Origin of the sequence: Leptospira ainlahdjerensis, from assembly GCF_016919175.1 — a bacterium.
Classification (GTDB): domain Bacteria; phylum Spirochaetota; class Leptospiria; order Leptospirales; family Leptospiraceae; genus Leptospira; species Leptospira ainlahdjerensis.
This window is the reverse complement of sequence record NZ_JAFFPU010000075.1, coordinates 23,277-42,113: the sequence shown is the minus strand read 5'-3', so window position 1 is coordinate 42,113 and position 18,837 is coordinate 23,277. Positions and strand designations below refer to the sequence as shown.

Genomic DNA, 18,837 nt, shown 5'->3' with positions numbered 1-18,837 from the left:
ACCGGATCCACAATGAGAACCGGAAAAAAGGAGAATTTAGAAAATGGAATTACTGGAAAAACTCAGATGGCGCTACGCAACCAAAAGAATGACGGGGGAAAAAGTTCCGGCAGAAAAAGTGGAAAGAATTTTGGAAGCCGTTCGACTTACGGCGTCCGGATTCGGATTACAACCTTACAACGTCATCGTAATCGAAGATGAAGAATTAAAACGCCAAATCCGACCGATCGCATTCAACCAACCGCAGATCGAAGAATCTTCTCATCTCCTGGTGTTCGCCGCTTGGGACGAAGTGAACGAAGAAAAGATAGAAGAATACATCCAGCTCATCTCGGAAACAAGAAATACTCCTTCGGAATCCTTGGAAGGATTTAAGAATTCGATGCTCAATTGGTTGAAATCTCATACGAGAGAGGCCAGTTCCGAATGGGCCGCGAGACAAACCTACATCGCGTTCGGAACCGGAATCGCTGCTGCGGCAATGGAGAATGTGGACGCCACTCCGATGGAAGGGTTTAATGCGAAAGCTTTGGACGAGTTGTTGCATCTAAAAGAAAGAGGACTGAGATCCACGTCTCTTCTCACGTTGGGATATCGGGATTTAGAAAAAGATTCAATCGTAAACGCTCCAAAGGTTCGAAGAGCCAAGGAGAAGTTTGTGATCGAATGTAAGGGCGCTTTCGCATCGTGAGCAAGAATAAAAAAATAAAATTCAATTTTTAGAATATTCTAATTGAAGAATGGATAATCTGCCGGTTGTATTTGGGAGCATCCGGCCTTTCTTCCTTTCTTGTTTAACGGTAGTTTTTGGAACCACAGAGAAACGAGTCGGCTAAATTTTTTTGTTCCTTTGAATCAGAGGAAAAGTTTATCTTTCGATGATCCAGGTTTTAAGAATTTCGATATCCTCGATTACCTGAATTTTATACTTTCCGGAAATGATCGGAAGAATGCTCCAATCGAAATACCAAATTGAAACCTTCCACTCCGGCTGAAGAATCCAATCGACTCTTTTGCAGGCGGAATCCGGATTGCAGACTTCGACTTTTAGATCCCGTTTTCCGGGTTTTCGGATATCCAGAGCGATGATTGGTCTTTTCTGAGGATTGAATTTTTCATCACATTCCGAAAGTTTATTTTTTGCGAGTTCGGAACAGATTCTAAAATCTTCTTCAAAGATGGATTTTCCCGCAGGAAGAGTGTTCGAAGGGTTCCAGTAGACGACTCCTTCTTTGAGTTCCTCTAAAATTCCTTCGTCAGTCTCAAATGTCGTTGGGAATGATTCTAAGTTTTGAAAATTTTCGGTAGGTTTCAAAACGTGAAAGTGAAGATGAGGGGCGCTGCTAAAACCCGTGTTCCCGGAAAAACCGATTCTTTCTCCCGCCTGAACGACTTGTCCCATCTGGACTAAAACACCTTTGTATTTTAGATGAGCATATTCCGCGATGCTTCCGTCCTTATGAAGAATTTGGATGTAGTTGGCTTTGTCCTTGAAAAAAGGGGTAGTTCCACCCGCGCTAAATTTATCCTGAACCGCGATAACGAGACCTTCTCTCGCAGCGAGAATGGAACTTCCCTCGGGAAGTGAAAAATCGAGCGCAAAAGGAAAGGAACCGAAGTGAGTAAATTTTCCGTTATAACCCTGGCCGATCCTCGAAGACGTTTCGAAAGGAAGACGGTAAATAACGTCTTTTGTTTTATTCGCGTTGAAGTCTCCGGCTCTTACGTAGATACTCGAACTATAAGAGCGTTCCTTTTGGACATTGATAGGTAGAAGGCTGAGAATTTTTGTGGGCTCGTTACTTCCTCTGGAAACGAAACGTAAAGGAAGAGAAACATCCGATTCAAAATTATCTAAGGAAGAAAAATTAAAATAAACTGTAAAAGGATAATCCGCGCCGGGAGTTTTATTTTGAATATAAAAATCGATTTTTTGATTCTGATTCTTTGTAAGGACGCAGATCCATTCTGTGGGTTTACATTCTCCCTTAAAATCACCGGTTTCAGAGAAGAGGGGAAAGAAAGAAAAGAAAGTTAAGATGAGGAAAAAAATTCGATTTCGCATACCGTGAAACAACTTTTTGCTACCAAAAAAAAGAGTAAATCATCATTTTATAGTTTGAATAAGAGAGGAGAATTTTCTTTCTTCGAAAATAAGAAACAAATTTTATTTTTTCAAAGATTATTTATCAGAAAGTAATTTCAAAGAAAACGAGAATTCGGTCCGGATTGGAATAGGACAATTTTATCCTTTTCCAATTGGCAAAAGAAAGAATCGAAATCGGTTCTATTTTAAACTTCTAACCGACTGGATAAGAATTCTCAACGTTTTTTTGGGAAAGAAGATCCGATCGGATCATCGTCTAAAGTCACCGCTTCCAGGAGAAAATTCAACAACGTCTTTGGATCGATTTCCTTTTTAGAAAGATAAGAAATCGATCTTACGACTTTTCTTTTACCCGCAAAGAGTAGGTTCCGAGGATCGGAAAGAAGATGTCCTCGGCAAAAACCGAATTCTACTCCGAACTTCGGACCGAATGGAACGGAGGAAGGCCAGATAAAACAGATTCTTTGTTTGAGAGAAAAATAAGGAACGTTGTATGAAATCTTCTCCTTTGCTTTGGGAATACAATCGAAGACGATTTCCCTAAGAATCAGGACGATTTCCTTTTCCTCTTCCGTAAGTTTTGTAAAAAAAGATTCAAAATTCTTCATGTTCTTTGTGAATCTGAAAAAGATCTTTCGAAGTAAAATCGTTTCCCGTATTTTTTTGGAGTCCGTTCCCTTGGTTCCGACAAACCTATCTCTTCCGTAATCCCAGTTTGTGGAAAACTAAAAAGTCATTCTCGGGACGCCCAATCTGAAATTGACTCGGATCGAATTTGGAAAATTCTTTGTCGCAAAATCCGAAAAAAACTCTTCAAAACCCGTTCTGCTCGGATTCAAAACGTGGGAGATCCTACAGAATGAGTCCCTTTTGTCGTTTCTGAATTTTCTCAAAGACGATGTTGCCGTTCAATTCTTAGGGGAGTTCCTACATTCCGAGGTTTTGGAGAAAGATCTAAGCTCAAAAGAATAAAGCGGATTCTTCCATTCTTAGATCCAAACTTCTTTTCGGGCTTCTTCTCCTTATCGTTTTTCCGGAAAGATGTGATTGCCTTAAATTCTTCAGCTCGATTTTTAGAGCCTCAAAACAATCCGAGTACAAACCCGGCCAACGCGGCTCCGCTCAAAGGCGCAATCACCGGAAGCCATGCATACTTCCAATTCGAAGGACCTTTTCCGGGAATCGGCAAAAGAAAGTGGGCAAGTCTCGGTCCGAAATCTCTCGCGGGATTGATTGCATAACCGGTGGTTCCTCCCATTGAAAGTCCGATACTCCAGACCAAGATACCGACCAAAAAAGCGCCGAAGTGGGTCGTCAGTCCTTGCATCGTAGGTGAAAAAATGGAGACGATTCCTAAAATCAATAAAAAGGTTCCTAAGAATTCGCTGAAAAAATTCGAAGCGGTCTTTGAGATCGCAGGTTCGGTAGAAAAGACCGCAAGGATCTTTCCTTTGTCTTTTGTTTCTTTCCAATGTGGAAGATAATGCAAAAAGTTGAATACCGCACCTAAAAAAGCACCTCCGATCTGAGCGGGAACGTATATGAGCAATTTTGAATAATCTCCGGACTTGATCGCAAAGGCAAGAGTCACTGCGGGATTGAGATGAGCGTCCGGGCTTCCAAATGCGTTGGAAGTAAAAATTCCGAGCATCACCGCGAAGGCCCAGCCCGTTGTGATTACGATCCAACCGCTGTCCTTGGATTTACTGTGTTCGAGTAGAACACCTGCGACGACTCCGTTCCCCAAAAGGATCAAAACAAAAGTCCCTAAAAATTCTCCCAAAACAGGCGATATCATAATTTCCCCCACGAAAAACGGGACTAAAATCCACGGATTTCTAAGATCGGCAATTGGTTTTTAGAGCCTTCAATTTTTTCATTTTCCCTTATCTTTTTTCCGATTCGACCGATGTAGAACTTAGGAGGACAAGATGCCCGCATTTACGATTCCAGGACTGAGCTCCGGTCAAGACACGAATTTGATCGTAAAAAAACTGGTGGAATTGGAAGGAAAACCGATTCGCCGACTTGAGCAGCAGAATTCGTTTAACAAAGCCCAAGTCAAAGCGTGGAACGATTTGAAAGTTGTAACCACCGACCTCCAGAATAAAACCAGAGCCCTCATATCTTTTACCGCTCCCTTCGCTATGAAGAATATCGTTTCCGAACCGGAAGGTGTCGTGAGTGGAGACGCATCTCGTTCCGCGAGCGCCGGAAAACGTAAGATCGAAGTCAAAGAACTCGCGACCTTTCACCAAGTTTCTGGAGACAAAACGGACGCGAATAAACAAATCCCTGCGGGAAGTTTTAAAATCTTTTCGGGAGATTCCGAAAAAGAAATCGAATTCTCCGGAGGAACGATCCGAGATCTCGCGGCTGCCATCAAGGTTTCAGCTGCGGGACTTGTAAACACAGGGCTCGTAAAAGTGGACAGTGATAATTACGTCCTCACTTTGACCGCGGGTCTTTCTGGAAAGGAAAGAAAACTCAAGTTCGAAGATACAAACGGAGTTCTTCAAGCTTCCGGTCTTGTGGGAGCGACGGAGCCCGCCGATCCTCCGAAAGAAATCAATCTTCTTCCGGAAGCGGATCAGACTCTTGTCTTTCAATCCGAAAAATACGGAGTTCCCGCAGACGCAAAACCTACTTTCAAAGAAGAAAACGGAAAGAAATGGATTGAAGTGGCTAGCGTCGGCTCGTTTCAATTCGGAATTCCGACTTCGGAATTGAAGAAGAATACGAAGATCGAACTCATTACTGCGACTCAGTTCGCACCGGAAGACAAACTAGAATTAGGAATTCTTTATAAAGAAAACGATAAAGAGAAGATGATCTTAGAAACCGCATCCAAACAGGAAGGAAAGATCGTCCTCAATCTCAAAACTTTTCCATCAGGCATGAAAGCCCATAAGATTCTTTTTGCGAACTCGAGCGGAAAGACGGTAGTTTTAGAAAATTTTCATATAGTTGTTCCCGGAGAATTCAGAGGAGCAAAGCCCGCGAAGGAAATCACCGAAGCGAAGGACGCCGTTTTTTTAGTCGATGGAATCGAAGTCAATCGCCCGAAGAACGAAGGTTTGACGGACGTGCTCGACGGGGTTTCTATGAACCTTCTTAAAAAAACGGAAGGTCCGGTGAGCATCGATATCAAAACGGATTCCGATAAAGGCCTCGAGATGATCAAGGAATTCGTTGCCGCATACAATACTGTATTAAAGTTTTCTAAAGAATCTACTGCGGTCGATAAGAACGCACAAGTAAACGACGGAAAAGAAGACGGCGGTGAAATCGGACAAACCTTTTGGGAAGGTAAAACCAAAACCGGACTTCTGTCCGGAGAACATACCGTGCTTCGTCTGATCGCGGGAATGAAAACGGTAGCGAGTTCTTCTTACCCCGTTACTGGCGAGAATCCGGTCCGAATGTTAAGCGACATTGGAATCAGCACCGGAAACGTAGGAAGCAAATGGGCCGATATTCAAGACGGATTTCTGATCCTGGATGAAGAAAAGCTCAAAAACAAACTCGCCGAAAATCCGGACGCGGTCCGAAATCTTTTCGCGATCGATACGAATTCAGACGCGAGAATGGATACCGGAGTTGCGGTCGATCTTCTGGAACACGTAAAACCATACACTCAGTTTGCGGGCGGTCTCGTTTCCGGAAAAGTAAAAATGCTCGAAGAGCAAGTCACTGATAACAACAAGAAGATCAAAGAATACGAAAACCATCTCGTAAGTTACGAGAAAAAACTGAAATCCAAGTTTCTTTATATGGAGCAGGGAGTCGGTAAAAACAAAGCCGTGGGCGCGTATCTGAATAACAATCTAAAAGGCGCGAGAAACGAGTGATTCAAGCAGGAGAGTGAAATGGAAATTTATATCAACGAACATCTCTTAGATAGTTCTCTTGAAAACGAAAAAAAATTGGGGGAAGTCTTCGGAGAGATCACAAAGTGGGTCGAGTCCAAAGGAAAATATCTTCTCGGTTGCACCGTGGACGGAGTCGAGTTTCAGCCCGTCGAAATGCAGGATCGAGGAATCGACTCCACACATAAGATGGAATTTTTTATCGGAGAGGAGATGGACTTTCTGGTTTCTACTCTTACCGAGCTGGATCTATATGTGGACAAAGTAGGATCCACACTTTTCGGAAGGGATTCTTTGACCGAAAAGGAATCCAAGGAATTAACGGACGGGGTAAAATGGATTCAATCCGTATTGAACTCCGCATCGAATCTGCTTCATCTTAAATTGGATCAGATCAAACCGATGGGAACCGGTAATACCGTTACTCAGATCGTCGCCGAACTTTCCTCCCACAGCGCGAGACTTGACAGCACGGAAGCGATCGAAACATTTTTGGAAAATCTGAGAGATCTCAAACTTTTTATCATGGATCTGATCGCAAGAACTCAAGTGCTTGATTTGGATCTTCCCACTCTAAAAGAAATTTTGAATACGTTTATCGGGAACATAGGCGGACTCAAAGAAAGTTTCGTAAAAGTGAACGAGGCCTATCAATCCGGAAAAGACGAGGTCGCAACCGAACTACTGACACAATCTATTTCGCAGATCAATGTGCTGCTGACTTCGTTTATTACTTTGAAGTTAAAAAAACCGGATCTGGATCTTTCTCAAATTACGATCGAAGGAATCGGTTTTGAGGAAAAGACGGGGGAATTGAACGAGATCCTCGCCTCGGTTGCGGTCGCATTGGAGGAAAAAGACATCATCCGTGCAGGGGATTTGATCGAATACGAACTTCCCGGAACTTTGGATGAGTTCCTTCCTTTTTTGAAATTGATTCAAGAAAAAATTTCCTAATAGAAAAAGAATTATTCTACGGAAAAAGATTTGGGCGAATCCGTCTTTGGCATTGCCAAAGACGGACCGCGCTTTCTGCTCCAATCAACCGATTGAAAATCTGCGGAGAAAGAATCGACCGATTCAAATCGCAATCGGTTGATTCCGCGACAATCGCTTTCGCAAAGAATTTCCCGAACTCGGATTAAAACACTTCTAGACAAAAGATGGTGACGTCGTCCGACATTTCTCCACCTCCGTAAGAACTGGAGTAGGAAAGAATGGAACGGATCATCGAACTTGTATCGTCACTTACAAGAGATTTAATCGCGTCTAAAAATTGATTTTTTCCTAAGATATTTCCTTCGGAGTTTCTAACTTCGAACAGACCGTCCGAGTAAAAAAGGACCCGATCTCCTCCCTGAAGATTCAATTCGTATCTTTGAATTTTCGGAGAAGCGATTGCAAAAAGAATTCCGCCGGAACCTTCGATAAAACTACATTCCCCGTTTCGGATCAAAAGTCCCGGATGATGACCGCCGTAACTGTATTCCAATTTTTTGGCGGAAGGAACGTATCTCATGTAAACTGAAGAAAGAAAATGCAACGTGATAGTGTCTTTCAAAAGATGATGCATAAACAAAAGATTCTGATCAGTAAGAGCGCTTCTTCCGGTCGCGGCTCCGAATGCGATGGAAGTCATCGCCGCCACCATCGCGGCGGAAATCCCGTGGCCGGAGACGTCTCCGAAAAGAATATGAAGACTATCGTCTTTTTCCCTTTTTACGTTCAAAATATCGCCTCCCACTTTAACGTAGGGCTGAAAATGGGAATGAATTTTATATTCAGGAGAATCCGGAAAGTCGCGGGTAGTGATCATTTCTTGGATGTCCCTTGCTAGATCCAAATCCAAGTCCAATCTATATAATAATTTCCTAATTTTCTCTAAGGATTCTTTTTTTTCAGTGATGTCTCTTAGGATATAAACCTTTCCTCCGTTTTTACCGGAAAGTGGAATGGGCGAGGAAGAAACCTCCAAATATTTATTTTCGGGAACCTGAAAAAAATCCTCTTGAAAGTCTGTGAAATTTGTTACGGCGCTCACATTCAGGTTTATAAATTCTTTTCTTTCAAAGTAGGAATCTGCCGGAAAACCGTCCAAGTAACGATTTAGATCGAGCTTCATTCCCATATTCAAGTCTTCCGGAAGATTTAACATTTTTTTTGCGGAGAGATTGTTGAATAGAAGTGTGCCCTTGGGGGACAATAGAATTACACCTTCCCTGATTTCGGAATAGAGCCGAAGGGCAATGTGTTCCAATTTTAAATCCATAAACCCGTATTTGTGGATCGCGATAAAAATACAGATCGATTGGATAACGGCGGAACTTCCGCTCATCGGAGGAAACGTAAGGGAAGGATTGATAAATCTGGGAAGCAGGGTCGTAAGAAAACTGAAAACGAAGGTTATGATGGTTCCGTAGGCGACAAGTCTCGCCTGTTTTTTAAAAAAAGAATTGGAGGAACGAAAACTCTTAACGATCAAAATTAAGGAACCTGCTAAGGTCGGCGCTCCTATGACAATCGTACTTACGTAAAGATAAAGCGGTCCCGTTGCGATCACGTCGCCCCAGTAGGCTCTTGTGCTTCCGGCGATTACCAAATCGGTGCTAATCGAAATGATAAATGAAACGAGGCTAAGACCTCGGAAAAAGTAGATGAGAAAACGATAAGAGGAGGCCGCAAATTGAACCGCAAACTCGAAAAACAAACAGCCGATAAAAATCCAGGCGAAAGACGAAACTTTAAAAAGGATCGTAGGCAAAGAACCGGGTAAAAAGGACCAATAAAGAACGAGCGCTACATGCCAAATTGATAATAGAAATGAAAATCTAAGATAGAGATTTACGGTTCTGGATTTACCCTTGAGCGCGCTTACGTAGGCGAACAAGGATCCGTTGATTATCAAGGCCGTAAACGGAATTAGGATGTAGGGGTTCATCGATTAAAAAACCTCCAAGATCAAAACCGCTAAGTCGTCGGTGAGTTTGCCGCGCCCGAATTCCAAAGCGTGATCGATGGAAGTTTTGAGAATTTTGGAAGGTGTTTGAATTGGGATTTCGTGGAGGCTTTCCATAAAGTTTTCGTAACCTAAGATATCCCCTTCGGTGTTTCTTACTTCGAAAAGGCAGTCCGAGTGTAAAAAAAGGACATCCCCTTTTTTTAAAGGAACCGAGTAGTTGGTTAGATCCGTTTCGGGTGTGATCAAAAGAATTCTTCCGGAGCCTTCTAAAGAAATAATCTCTCCATCCCGAAAGATTAAAATCGGATGATGACCAGCATAAGAATAGTTTAATATTTTTTTATTCGGATCGAATGAAAGATAAACCGCCGAAATGTGATGGTTTAATACCGCGCCAAGAAGCAGGTTTTGAATTTCCTCAAGAGCTTGTTTCGGTTTCGGATTTTTTTCCGAAACGAGTTGAAAGGAAATGGAAAGCATTCCAGCAACCATCGCTGAGGAGATGCCATGACCGGAAACATCCGCAAAAAAAATATCCAGCTTTCCGTCGGAACGTTCGAGAGCCCGAAAGAAATCCCCTCCCACGAGCTCGTAGGGTTGAAAATGAGAATGGAATTTATACCGGGCATTCTCCGGAAATTTTGTGGAGATCGCCGAAGTTTGCGCGATCTTTGCGATTTCAAGGTCTTTGCTGAGGGCGGTGTAGATCGATTCGATTTTTTCCCGAGATTCGATTTTTTCAGTGATGTCTCTGAGAATAAAAAGATAACCTCTTTCATTCCCTGCCAACTCAATATTCGATCGTGTCAGTTCCACTCCTTTACAACTCGGATTGAAGATGGGCTGGTATTCTTTGGAAAGATGATTCGGATTCTCCTGATATCCTCTAAAATAATCGGAAGGGTAGAAGTAGGAAGGCAAAGTATTGGAAATTCCTAATATTCTGATTGCGGATTCGTTCATAAAAAAAAGGGAACGATCCTGTTTGACTAAAATCATTCCGTCGTGAATGTCTTTGAAAAGTTCCACGGCAAGACCTTCGATGTTGATCCTTAAAAAACCGTATTTCGTGATCGCAATGAATATTAGAAAAGACTGAATTACGATTGCCATCGGAGTCCAGGGAACCGAAAGGATTCTTCCCTGTTCGTCCACTTGGATGATTTCGGAATAAAAACTGAGACACATCGCGGTCGTAGATCCGATGATTGCGAGCCCGATTTGTTTTCTCTGATTCTTGTGAGAGGAAAAAAAGGATTTTGCGAGAATCCCCAATCCGATAAAACCGGGAAGCGCGACGAAGGCGACGATGACTAAGAGGTAGAGAGGCCCCGGTTCGTTTTCGTATCCCCAGTAATAGTGTATGCTTCCGCGTACAACTTGATCGGTAGTCAGAGTCAGGAGATAAGATATCGGAACTCCTATTCGAAAAAACCAAAGAAACAAACCCGGAGATCGGTTTAGAAACGTATAAACAAATTCTAAATAAAGAGCTCCTACGGGAAGCCAGGTTATGGAGAGAATCTTAAACGTCCAAGTCATCCAGGATTCAGGAAGATAAGACCAGGTAAAAATATAAGTAAAAAGCCATGCGTTGAGAGCTGTGGAATAAATCAGATAAGAACGAATGATCGGATTGCCCGTGCGTCTCGCATAAACGAATGCGATAAAAATCGTATTCGCAAATAAGGCAATCATAGGAAGAAAAAGATAATAATTCATACGAAAGAAATCTGTTATAACCTCGAAATGACAGGATAAAGATCATCCGAACGAGCCGACTGAAAGAATCGGAATTTCAATCCTATTATCGGTTTTGACGAAGAATTTGAAACTATAAAATATTTATTTATAAAAATCCTAATTTTTTTGAGAGAAAGAATTCCGGCGTTCACTCTCAAGAAAAGAAAAAAGTTTTAGTTTTAAATTCTTCCGCTTCGAAGATTTTAAATTTCGGATCGGAAACAAAATCGAAAAAAGAAGGCTTCACAAAATTCTAATAGACTTAGAAGAGGATTTATCTTCTGTCGATGAAATTCTTTTTAAGGAATTTAAAAAGGAGGATTTTAGTCTAAAATTCGGTCCTTGGATTTGGAAATAATTAATTTCTAAATCGTTGTTTGTAAAAAAAGAGGCGTCTTTACGGGACTTCGAAAGGTCGATTTCAAAAAATGGGAAGAGGAAGAGATTCTCCTCGGTTGCGCAAAACGAGAAAATCGAAAAGAGAAGAGGTTTGATTCGAAAGATTTGGTGCGCCGATATGGACCGCGAGGATCGGAGTTCCGAGTCGTAATTTACCGGCGCCGTTAAAAGGAGTCGGTCCGGTTTTGATCGAACGGGGAATTCCCAAGCCGTTTCTTTGTCTCCGGTTTCGTGATTTTTCATTTTATTTGTAACCGAAAATCGACTCTTAAATCTAAACTCCAGAGATTCCAGGAGGTAGCATTCCTCCCGAAAAATGCATATCCTTACCCAGAAGTTGTTTGGATCGGAGGATAATTTGTCGGAACTCCGACAATTCTTCCGTAAAAGTCGCGGGCCCCGCCCAAATTTCGGGTGGTGGGGAGCGGTGGCGGGAAAAATTCCAGAGACTTCCTATATCACAAAAACATAATTTCGCAAGAAAAAATTCTCATGTAGGAACTCCTGCAAGCCCTTGTCTCGGGACGATTTTCGTCGTATCTACTCTCAGCTTGTGGGCAAGATTATGAAAAAACGGGATGAGTTGTGAAAAATCTGCCCGTCGTTTCGCCGAGGCAGTCCCTGGGTATCGCTTCCACGCTCGCTCCGAGAGAAAAATTTCCGAAACGAAAGGTCCTTGAGAGCTTATAGGACGCGAATTGATTCGAACTCGGTCCTTTGACGTATTTAGGGTCTCCGATCGGTTACACATTCTTATATTTCGATTTACGCCATTTTATAAACCAAGATGTCTCTTTCTGAAGTTCGTATATCATAGATGTTTGAAACCGGAGAAACGGGTACCAAATCTATGAATCCTCTGACAAAAAACCAAGCCCAAAGCCTGAGTGAATCTTTTGAAATCGTCAATTTAGATAAGGTAAAATTTGCGGAACTTGTTTTTTCTTTTTTAAAATTCAATCATCCGAAATATGAGAATATTTTTACGGTTCTTAAAATCGACGACGTTCGATCCTTTATGGGTTCTGCTCGGGAAGTTGTAACTTCTTGCAGTCATGATTTTTTATTTCCAAAGGCGGTTCGGAATTTCGGCTCCGAATGCCTCAAGATTTGCGGACGCCCGGAGGACATCCTACATTTAGAAAAAGCCTGGATTTTCGGTTTGGAAGAATGGCTGGGGCCTTGGCATACGCTTGAAATCGAAGAAAGCTGGAAAGAAGTATTCAATGTGACTTATCTCTCTTTGAATGAAACTCTTCAGTGGAGTTGAAAAAGGCGGAACTCGGCGCCTTTTTTGATTTCTTTTTTCCTTCCTTTTCTTCCAAAGAACTTCTTCTCGAGACCCAAGGATTCGCTTTTACAATACGTTTTGAAGCGGGCATTATTTCACCTCAAGATCCTTCGGGAAAACTTCTTTTTTTAAAACGCGGCAGGGATCGACTCGGAGTCAATCCATCCAAAATGAAAACGATCGGATTTTAATAAAAAGGCGGATGGATTGACTGGAGAGGAGAGCCCGGTCCGTCGAAGACGGAGCCGCCCCCCAAAAAAAATCCAGATCCTTTCCTGAAAAATACTTGAATTTCAAGGAGAATCCGTCGGAACTCCGACAACTCTTCCGTAAAAGTCGCGCGCCCCGCCCTGATCTTGGGTGGAGGGGAGAGGTGGCGGGAAAAAACGGCGGACTTTCCTTTATCACAAAATTCTAATTTTCGCAAGCAAAAACTTCCATATAGGAACTCCTACAAAACCCTTATTTTGTCGGACAATTCTCCTTGTCGCAGTTCCTCGCAACTTGTGTGTAAGGTTAGGAAAAATCAGAGAGGAATCGGTTTTTCAAGAACTCTTGGATTTTAGGATTTCCCTTGCGTCGATTTCGTCTTTTTTGAGTTGAGAGATAAGATTTTCGACTCCCGAGAATTTTACCTCGTCACGGAGACGATCCGTAAACGTGATTCGGACCGTCTTTTCGTAGATCTCTTTATCAAAATCGAATAGATTCGATTCTACCGTGAGTGGATTTTCTCCAAAGGTAGGGTTGCGTCCGATGTTGATCATGGATGGATATTCTTTTCCCTCCACATTCGTATAACCCGCGTAAACTCCCACTCCGGGAAGAAGAATGTTCGCGTCCGGTTTTACGTTCGCCGTCGGAAATCCTATGGTTCTTCCCCGCTTATGCCCTCCGACCACGACCCCGGTTACGGAATAAAAACGGTTCAGACATTTTTTCGCCTCTCTCACCTTTCCTTCTCCGATCAATCCTCTCACATAAGAACTCGAGAGTTTGATTTCTCCCAGATAAACCGGATCCACCCTTTCCACGGTGTAGTTTAGAGTTTCTGCATATTCTTTTAAAAGTTCGTAATTTCCCCTTCTTCCCTTTCCGAAACAATGATTGTATCCGATCACGATCTTTTTTGTCTTCAATTCCTTGAGGAGAATTTCTTCCAAGAACGTTTCGGCGCTCATCTCCGCCAATTCGGAGTTGAAAGGAAGGACAATCAAAAAATCGATCCCCTTTTGACGGATCCATTCTTCTTTGTCCTTGAGGGTCATCAGACTCTTCATTTCCGGATTTTTTCCTAGGACGATCGCGGGATTCGGATCGTAGGTGACGATGCAGGAAGCGAGTCCACTTTCCTTAGAAACCTTCAAAACTCGATCGATCAGGGCCTGGTGACCTAAATGGATTCCGTCGAAATTTCCCAAAGTGACTACGCAAGGAGAATGAATTGATTTTCCCGCTCTTTCAAGTGTCTGGATTGTGATCAAATTCTTCCCGGTCCTGTCGATACTATAGTAGATGTTCTTCTACCGTTTTGTAATCTTTTCTCTCTGTTTAACTTTTACCAGTACGGGGTTTCTCCAGTCGGAAGAAAATCCGAAATTTAAAAAATTCATCAACTTCGATCATCAGGGAGAAGAGGGCGCCCCTCTTCAGACCGAAGATTTTCGAACCTTCGCTGAACTTTCCACTTGGGCGATTCACAACGGTCTTCAATTAGTCCGGGACCGTTCCGACTTTGCCCCGGGCGCCGGAACCGGAAAACTTCAAAACGGACTCTGTAGAATGATTCCGGAAGAAGGACTTCGTTTTTATCTCACCGCGGATCCTTCCAGAAACGAGCCCCTCTACGTTCAATTGGATCTAACACAGTTTACATACACGGAAAGACCCAAAGGACTCAAACCCCGTGATCTGAGAATTTTTGTAAACGGCGTCTTAAAGGCTACGGTCTCTTTTCCCGGAAATCCTTCCTCGTATTCTTCTCAGTTTCCGGTTCGCTTTCGAGTGGATCCCGGAGAATTGATCGATGGTCGATTGGATTTTCGACTCGTTCCCAACGCGGGGGAGCTGGGTCGTTTTTGGGGAATCTGGGACGTTTTTTATCACTACCATGCTCTGGAATCGAAGTAACGTTTTCTTTTTCGGTCGTTTGGTAAAAATGAAACTGCCGTTCAAAAGGATTGTATCTCGGAAAATGCGGGAACTCCCCTGTTCGTTCCCCCGAAGAATTTTCTAATTTCTGAAAAGTAGGAACTCACACGAACGGAAAATATTGAAATTTCAACGGTCACCAATCAGAATGTTTTGTTCGTAATTCCCGCGGACTCACTCCGATTTTAAAACTTTCACTCTGTTTTCAAAAAGTAGGAACTCCTTCTTTTTGAAAAAGAAAGGTTCGAATCGAGAAAATGCGGGAACTCCAGAAGATGAGAAGGCGTTATTGATTTTGAAAATGTAGGAACTCACACGCCGAAATTAGCGGCGCGCGAAATTCGGCGTCTTTTGTCAATTAAGGGAAGTTGGAAGTAAATTCCGCAGGGCTGATTGTCTTAAAGTAAGAGGTAAGTCCAGCGACTTTGAAGACTTTTTCGATCGCAGGTTTCATGTTTGCGATGAAAAAAGACCCGTTGAGGTCTTGCACATAGTTTAGCTGTTTGATCAACATTCCGATTCCGGAAGAATCGATATAATTCAACTTTTCTAGATTTACGACTACGTTTTTATTTTCTTTGTTTACGTTCGTTTCGAAGAACGTCTTGAGATCGATGGAAGTGTATATGTCCAGACTGCCCGAAAGACTTACGATGTTTGTTTCTCCTGACTTTCTGTGATTGATTTCCATACCGATCCTTTCCTTCCCTTTTCCCAGAATTTGACGATAAGTTCAATCTATTTTTGATAAAATTATGGGGAAAATCCGAGAAGCACCGAAACTATTAAAGGACAGCGTCCGGAAATCGACATGAAAGCCACATTATTTTATTTCCTAATTTTGATTTGCGCCTTTACAAGTGTCTTTGGACAAGAGTTCGAGCCGGACGGTAAAGTGAAAATTCTTCCCTACGAACCGGGTCAAGTAAAGGACTTGGAACTCTTAGGAAAGGATATCGCCGAGTTTCACAAAAGAATCGAAAGCCGTCTTGCATTCTTAAATCGCAGAAAACAGATCCAAGATAATCTCTATAGTCAATTTATTCCGGCCTACGAGGATCAAATTCCCCAAACCAGAAATCGATATATGCTCGATCTTCGTTTTGTTTTGAAGGTTTCGGGCGCGGGCGCGCAGAATTCTCCGATTAAATTGGAATCGATCATTTTTTGGAGTAGGAAATCATTAATTTCCAAGATGCGCCCTCAATATGAGGAAATTAGTATTCTTAAAAACGATAAGATCAACGCCGAAGGTTCGGATTCGATCGAATTGGTAGTGAAGAAAAAAACGGACGCAGGAACCAAAGAAGCGGTGTATAATGTCGCTACGATTCGGGAACCCGCGCAAAGAGTAAAACTCGTTCGTATCTATAGAACGAACCTCATCGAAATCATTCGTAGAATCGATAAGTATGTGGAAGGAAATATCAAAACCAGCGCGGAAGACGTGGAAACCACCCTTCGAGAAGTCGAGAACGGTGGGCCGTATCAGGAGAATCTTCCAAAGGATTGAACCTCTTTCATGAGTGATCCGGGATTTCAAAATCATTTCCCGGATCATTATAAAAATCTGGGACTCTCTCCCCTTGCTTCCGTAGAAAAGGTCAAAACCCGTTATCGGGAATTGGCCAAAATTTTTCATCCGGATAACCGAGAAACCGGTTCCTCCGATCTCTTTCAAAAATTCGCACATTCCTATCAAATTCTCACGCACCCGACTCGAAGAAAAGAATACGATCTTCAGTATCTCTCAAGACATCCGGAAATTCTTTTTCGTTTTCGATCTGCAAACGAAGGGAAGAATGGAATCGGAGAAGTTTCCTTTCGACCCAGAGAAATTCCCGCGTCGAGGATTTTATACGCGGGTCAAGCGGTTGAACTCGCGAAAAAAGGACTTCTTCGTGCGGGGATGCGGAACCGGGAAAGAAAAAAATATTCCGGGATCTTTTACGATATTAGAATTCTCTTAACTTCCGAAGAGTTGAACGTTCCGATCTTTGCCAAGATTCCTCTGGTGGTTCGAGTTCTTTGTCCGGATTGCAGAGGGTCTAACGTGTTCTGCGATTCCTGCGGTGGGAAAGGAACGTATAAGAGTTTTCGAAATTTGAATCTGGAGGCCGAGGCCGGAAAACTTCTTCCAGGAAAAGTTTATGAACTGGATCTCACCGGTCTCAAGCCGGACGGTTTTGTTCATTTTAAGAAGAATCGTCTGAAAGTAAAAATTGAACTCCTGGAAGGGAGTAAAAAATAGGTCTTATGCAAAAGCTGATCCGATTCTATCCGATCTACAAAGAAAGAATTTGGGGGGGAAGGAAGCTCGGAAATTATCCGGGAAGATCGATCCCCGAAGGAAACATCGGAGAATCCTGGGAAATTTCGGACTACGGAAACGAAGTTTCCGTGATCAGCAACGGCCCTTTAAAGGGAAAGACGTTTCGAGAAGTATATCAGCAAAACACGGACGCGATCTTAGGGAAAACCTTTCGCGGAAAACCGTTTCCTCTTCTTATCAAACTCATAGACGCGAAGGAAAAACTTTCGGTGCAAGTGCATCCGGATGACGCCTACGCGGAAAAATACGATCCGAACAACGCGGGTAAAAAAGAGGCGTGGACCGTTTTACAAGCGGAGCCCGGTTCCAAACTCGTATGCGGTTTTTCGAATACAACAAGTAGAGAAGAATTTCAATCCCTCGTGGAAGCGAATCGCGCTGAGGAAATTCTCAGAGAAATTACCGTGAAAGAAGGAGATTCCTTTCTTCTGAATCCGGGAAGGATCCACGCGATCGGAGCCGGAATTCTTTTGATGGAAGTGCAACAATCCTCGGATTCTACGTACAGGGTCTACGACTATGGAAGACCGAGAGAACTTCATCTTAAAAAAGCGTTGGACGTTCTGGACTACAGTGGTCCTTCGGGAAACGATATTCTGAAACCGGAAGCCAAATCCTGGGAAGACGGAAAGCGATTTCGTCTAACGGCAAACGATAAATTCTTAATGGAAACCTTGGAAGTTACCGGAGAAGGAAAAACGTTTCAAATTCCTAGCTTATACAAAGAATCCGTTTTTCAAATCCTAATCGTTCTCAAAGGAAGAATTCGAATCGAAGAAGAAGAATTCTCCGAAGGAGATACTGCATTTTTGACGGCTTCCGGGTTGCAAGAGGGAATTTCCGCGGTCAATCTCGGAACATTCGCGAAACTTTCGATTTCAGGCCCCGGCTCCGATTGGGGAATCTACAAAGATTAGAATTCTTGAATGGACCCTGAAGAACCAATCATTTGGATCAGCGAGGAAGAACTTTCCAAACAGAGAAAGATAGCGAAGGATCTTCGTAAAACTCCTTGGTGGAAAAAGAAAAAGGCCGACGGAATCTGTCACTACTGCGGAAAGAAATTTCCTCCGGAGGAGTTGACGATGGACCATTTGATTCCTCTTGCAAAAGGTGGAAAGTCGATCAAGGCCAATCTGGTTCCCGCATGCAAAGAATGTAATTTCGCTAAAAAAAATAAACTTCCTTTTGAATTCGATTCCGGGAACTAAAGGATTTAAACGTGCAAGATCTTTCTCAAGACGACGAATTTCAGGAACACGAAGAATCCGGTCAAGAAACGGTTCAACTTTTGGATGAAGAGGGAAATTCTCATTCTTTCATCATAGCCGAAGCGCTTGAGATCGACGAGAATCAATATCTTCTTTTGACTCCGGTTTTGGAAGAGGACTTCGCTTTGGTCAATCTGGACGTGAGTTTTTTAAGAGGAGAGGACGACGCGGGTTACTTTGCGGTTCGTCTCGAATCCGACGAATTCGGAGAAGACTGTTTGATCGAAGTCAAGGACAAACGGGAACTCGAAGATATTCTCGCCGAGTTGAACGTCGATATCGTTTGATCCTGTTTTCACTTGAGAAATTTGATTTTATAGGAAGAGTTGTAGGTCATCATTCTTCTTGCGATATGGTTTTAGGATTGATTCAAAAAACTAAAATTGCGGGAACTCCTCTTTTTTAGAAAATCGACGATCAAGCCGCGCTTTCCACTTTTGTTTTTCTGATCAAAATAAAGTAGGAACTCCTTCTTTTTTAAAAAAACGACGATCGAGCCGCGCTTTCCACTTTTGTTTTTCTGATCAAAATAAAGTGGGAACTCCTTCTTTTTTAAAAAAACGACAATCAAGCCGCGCTTTCTTCCTTTTGTTTTTCTGATCAAAATAAAGTGGGAACTCCTCCTTTTTTAAAAAAACGACGATCAAGCCGCGCTCTCTCCTTTTGTTTTCCTGATCAAAATAAAGTGGGAACTCCTTCTTTCCCGAAAAGAGAG

General features: G+C 42.7%; 19 protein-coding genes. 11 read left to right on the top strand and 8 right to left on the bottom strand.

The features are described 5' to 3' along the window. Positions 1-43 precede the first annotated feature (43 nt). On the top strand, positions 44-691 hold the full coding sequence (locus JWG45_RS18785) for an NAD(P)H-dependent oxidoreductase (protein ID WP_205281153.1): 648 nt from the start codon (positions 44-46) through the stop codon (positions 689-691). Positions 692-868: 177 nt separating this feature from the next. Here the strand turns inward: JWG45_RS18785 and JWG45_RS18780 are convergent, their stop codons facing one another. The 3 genes from JWG45_RS18780 to JWG45_RS18770 form a co-directional block, all read right to left on the bottom strand. Continuing rightward, on the bottom strand, positions 869-2,065 hold the full coding sequence (locus JWG45_RS18780) for a M23 family metallopeptidase (protein WP_205281152.1): 1,197 nt from the start codon (positions 2,063-2,065) through the stop codon (positions 869-871). 257 nt (positions 2,066-2,322) lie between these two features. Beyond that, positions 2,323-2,715, bottom strand: coding sequence for a DUF1801 domain-containing protein (locus tag JWG45_RS18775; protein WP_205281151.1), 393 nt, complete (start codon positions 2,713-2,715; stop codon positions 2,323-2,325). Between the two features lie 473 nt (positions 2,716-3,188). Beyond that, on the bottom strand, positions 3,189-3,905 hold the full coding sequence (locus JWG45_RS18770; protein ID WP_205281150.1) for an MIP/aquaporin family protein: 717 nt from the start codon (positions 3,903-3,905) through the stop codon (positions 3,189-3,191). A gap of 133 nt (positions 3,906-4,038) precedes the next feature. On the opposite strand from JWG45_RS18770, the gene fliD reads away from it, so the two are divergent. Further along, a complete protein-coding gene (fliD, locus tag JWG45_RS18765; RefSeq protein WP_205281149.1) occupies positions 4,039-5,958 on the top strand; it encodes a flagellar filament capping protein FliD in 1,920 nt (639 codons plus the stop codon). Positions 5,959-5,976: 18 nt separating this feature from the next. Next, positions 5,977-6,933 (top strand): hypothetical protein, encoded by a 957-nt coding sequence (locus JWG45_RS18760; RefSeq protein WP_205281148.1) that lies wholly within the window; start codon positions 5,977-5,979, stop codon positions 6,931-6,933. Between the two features lie 184 nt (positions 6,934-7,117). On the opposite strand, the gene JWG45_RS18755 is transcribed toward JWG45_RS18760, so the two are convergent. The 3 genes from JWG45_RS18755 to JWG45_RS18745 all read right to left on the bottom strand — a co-directional run bounded on the left by JWG45_RS18755 (position 7,118) and on the right by JWG45_RS18745 (position 11,285). Beyond that, positions 7,118-8,914 carry a SpoIIE family protein phosphatase gene (locus JWG45_RS18755; protein ID WP_205281147.1) on the bottom strand — a complete coding sequence of 599 codons (1,797 nt, stop codon included), beginning with the start codon at positions 8,912-8,914 and terminating at the stop codon, positions 7,118-7,120. A 3-nt stretch (positions 8,915-8,917) separates the two neighbouring features. After that, complete coding sequence (locus tag JWG45_RS18750) at positions 8,918-10,657, bottom strand: SpoIIE family protein phosphatase (RefSeq protein WP_205281146.1); 1,740 nt, start codon at positions 10,655-10,657, stop codon at positions 8,918-8,920. A gap of 442 nt (positions 10,658-11,099) precedes the next feature. After that, complete coding sequence (locus JWG45_RS18745; RefSeq protein WP_205281145.1) at positions 11,100-11,285, bottom strand: hypothetical protein; 186 nt, start codon at positions 11,283-11,285, stop codon at positions 11,100-11,102. Between the two features lie 642 nt (positions 11,286-11,927). On the opposite strand from JWG45_RS18745, the gene JWG45_RS18740 reads away from it, so the two are divergent. Both JWG45_RS18740 and JWG45_RS18735 read left to right on the top strand, forming a co-directional pair. After that, the gene (locus JWG45_RS18740; RefSeq protein WP_205281144.1) at positions 11,928-12,347 is read left to right on the top strand and encodes a globin; all 420 of its coding nucleotides are present in this window, start codon (positions 11,928-11,930) and stop codon (positions 12,345-12,347) included. Then, entirely contained in the window at positions 12,338-12,559 is a 222-nt protein-coding gene (locus JWG45_RS18735) for a hypothetical protein (RefSeq protein WP_205281143.1), read from the top strand. Before JWG45_RS18740 ends, JWG45_RS18735 begins: the two co-directional genes overlap by 10 nt. 354 nt (positions 12,560-12,913) lie before the next feature. On the opposite strand, the gene JWG45_RS18730 is transcribed toward JWG45_RS18735, so the two are convergent. Further along, positions 12,914-13,852, bottom strand: coding sequence for a bifunctional riboflavin kinase/FAD synthetase (locus JWG45_RS18730; RefSeq protein ID WP_205281142.1), 939 nt, complete (start codon positions 13,850-13,852; stop codon positions 12,914-12,916). A 31-nt stretch (positions 13,853-13,883) separates the two neighbouring features. Here JWG45_RS18730 and JWG45_RS18725 point away from each other — a divergent pair, with 31 nt between their 5' ends. After that, positions 13,884-14,498, top strand: coding sequence for an LIC10729 family protein (locus JWG45_RS18725; RefSeq protein WP_205281141.1), 615 nt, complete (start codon positions 13,884-13,886; stop codon positions 14,496-14,498). A gap of 379 nt (positions 14,499-14,877) precedes the next feature. On the opposite strand, the gene JWG45_RS18720 is transcribed toward JWG45_RS18725, so the two are convergent. After that, on the bottom strand, positions 14,878-15,210 hold the full coding sequence (locus tag JWG45_RS18720; protein WP_118967589.1) for an STAS domain-containing protein: 333 nt from the start codon (positions 15,208-15,210) through the stop codon (positions 14,878-14,880). Between the two features lie 120 nt (positions 15,211-15,330). Between JWG45_RS18720 and JWG45_RS18715 the strand changes: the two genes are divergently transcribed. From JWG45_RS18715 to JWG45_RS18695, 5 genes are read left to right on the top strand one after another with little or no spacing between them, the layout of a single operon-like run. After that, the gene (locus JWG45_RS18715; protein ID WP_205281140.1) at positions 15,331-16,032 is read left to right on the top strand and encodes an LIC_12936 family protein; all 702 of its coding nucleotides are present in this window, start codon (positions 15,331-15,333) and stop codon (positions 16,030-16,032) included. 9 nt (positions 16,033-16,041) lie between these two features. Then, complete coding sequence (locus JWG45_RS18710) at positions 16,042-16,770, top strand: J domain-containing protein (protein WP_205281139.1); 729 nt, start codon at positions 16,042-16,044, stop codon at positions 16,768-16,770. 5 nt (positions 16,771-16,775) lie between these two features. Then, on the top strand, positions 16,776-17,768 hold the full coding sequence (locus JWG45_RS18705; RefSeq protein WP_205281138.1) for a type I phosphomannose isomerase catalytic subunit: 993 nt from the start codon (positions 16,776-16,778) through the stop codon (positions 17,766-17,768). Between the two features lie 9 nt (positions 17,769-17,777). After that, on the top strand, positions 17,778-18,062 hold the full coding sequence (locus tag JWG45_RS18700) for an HNH endonuclease (RefSeq protein WP_069608433.1): 285 nt from the start codon (positions 17,778-17,780) through the stop codon (positions 18,060-18,062). An 11-nt stretch (positions 18,063-18,073) separates the two neighbouring features. Further along, complete coding sequence (locus tag JWG45_RS18695) at positions 18,074-18,409, top strand: DUF1292 domain-containing protein (RefSeq protein ID WP_205281137.1); 336 nt, start codon at positions 18,074-18,076, stop codon at positions 18,407-18,409. Positions 18,410-18,837 lie beyond the last annotated feature (428 nt).

Excerpts from the sequence above, each read along its gene's own strand:
- JWG45_RS18785 (WP_205281153.1), top strand. The coding sequence starts at position 44 with ATGGAATTACTGGAAAAACTCAGATGGCGCTACGCAACCAAAAGAATG.
- JWG45_RS18780 (WP_205281152.1), bottom strand. The coding sequence starts at position 2,065 with ATGCGAAATCGAATTTTTTTCCTCATCTTAACTTTCTTTTCTTTCTTT.
- JWG45_RS18775 (WP_205281151.1), bottom strand. The coding sequence starts at position 2,715 with ATGAAGAATTTTGAATCTTTTTTTACAAAACTTACGGAAGAGGAAAAG.
- JWG45_RS18770 (WP_205281150.1), bottom strand. The coding sequence starts at position 3,905 with ATGATATCGCCTGTTTTGGGAGAATTTTTAGGGACTTTTGTTTTGATC.
- fliD (WP_205281149.1), top strand. The coding sequence starts at position 4,039 with ATGCCCGCATTTACGATTCCAGGACTGAGCTCCGGTCAAGACACGAAT.
- JWG45_RS18760 (WP_205281148.1), top strand. The coding sequence starts at position 5,977 with ATGGAAATTTATATCAACGAACATCTCTTAGATAGTTCTCTTGAAAAC.
- JWG45_RS18755 (WP_205281147.1), bottom strand. The coding sequence starts at position 8,914 with ATGAACCCCTACATCCTAATTCCGTTTACGGCCTTGATAATCAACGGA.
- JWG45_RS18750 (WP_205281146.1), bottom strand. The coding sequence starts at position 10,657 with ATGAATTATTATCTTTTTCTTCCTATGATTGCCTTATTTGCGAATACG.
- JWG45_RS18740 (WP_205281144.1), top strand. The coding sequence starts at position 11,928 with ATGAATCCTCTGACAAAAAACCAAGCCCAAAGCCTGAGTGAATCTTTT.
- JWG45_RS18725 (WP_205281141.1), top strand. The coding sequence starts at position 13,884 with ATGTTCTTCTACCGTTTTGTAATCTTTTCTCTCTGTTTAACTTTTACC.
- JWG45_RS18720 (WP_118967589.1), bottom strand. The coding sequence starts at position 15,210 with ATGGAAATCAATCACAGAAAGTCAGGAGAAACAAACATCGTAAGTCTT.
- JWG45_RS18715 (WP_205281140.1), top strand. The coding sequence starts at position 15,331 with ATGAAAGCCACATTATTTTATTTCCTAATTTTGATTTGCGCCTTTACA.
- JWG45_RS18710 (WP_205281139.1), top strand. The coding sequence starts at position 16,042 with ATGAGTGATCCGGGATTTCAAAATCATTTCCCGGATCATTATAAAAAT.
- JWG45_RS18705 (WP_205281138.1), top strand. The coding sequence starts at position 16,776 with ATGCAAAAGCTGATCCGATTCTATCCGATCTACAAAGAAAGAATTTGG.
- JWG45_RS18700 (WP_069608433.1), top strand. The coding sequence starts at position 17,778 with ATGGACCCTGAAGAACCAATCATTTGGATCAGCGAGGAAGAACTTTCC.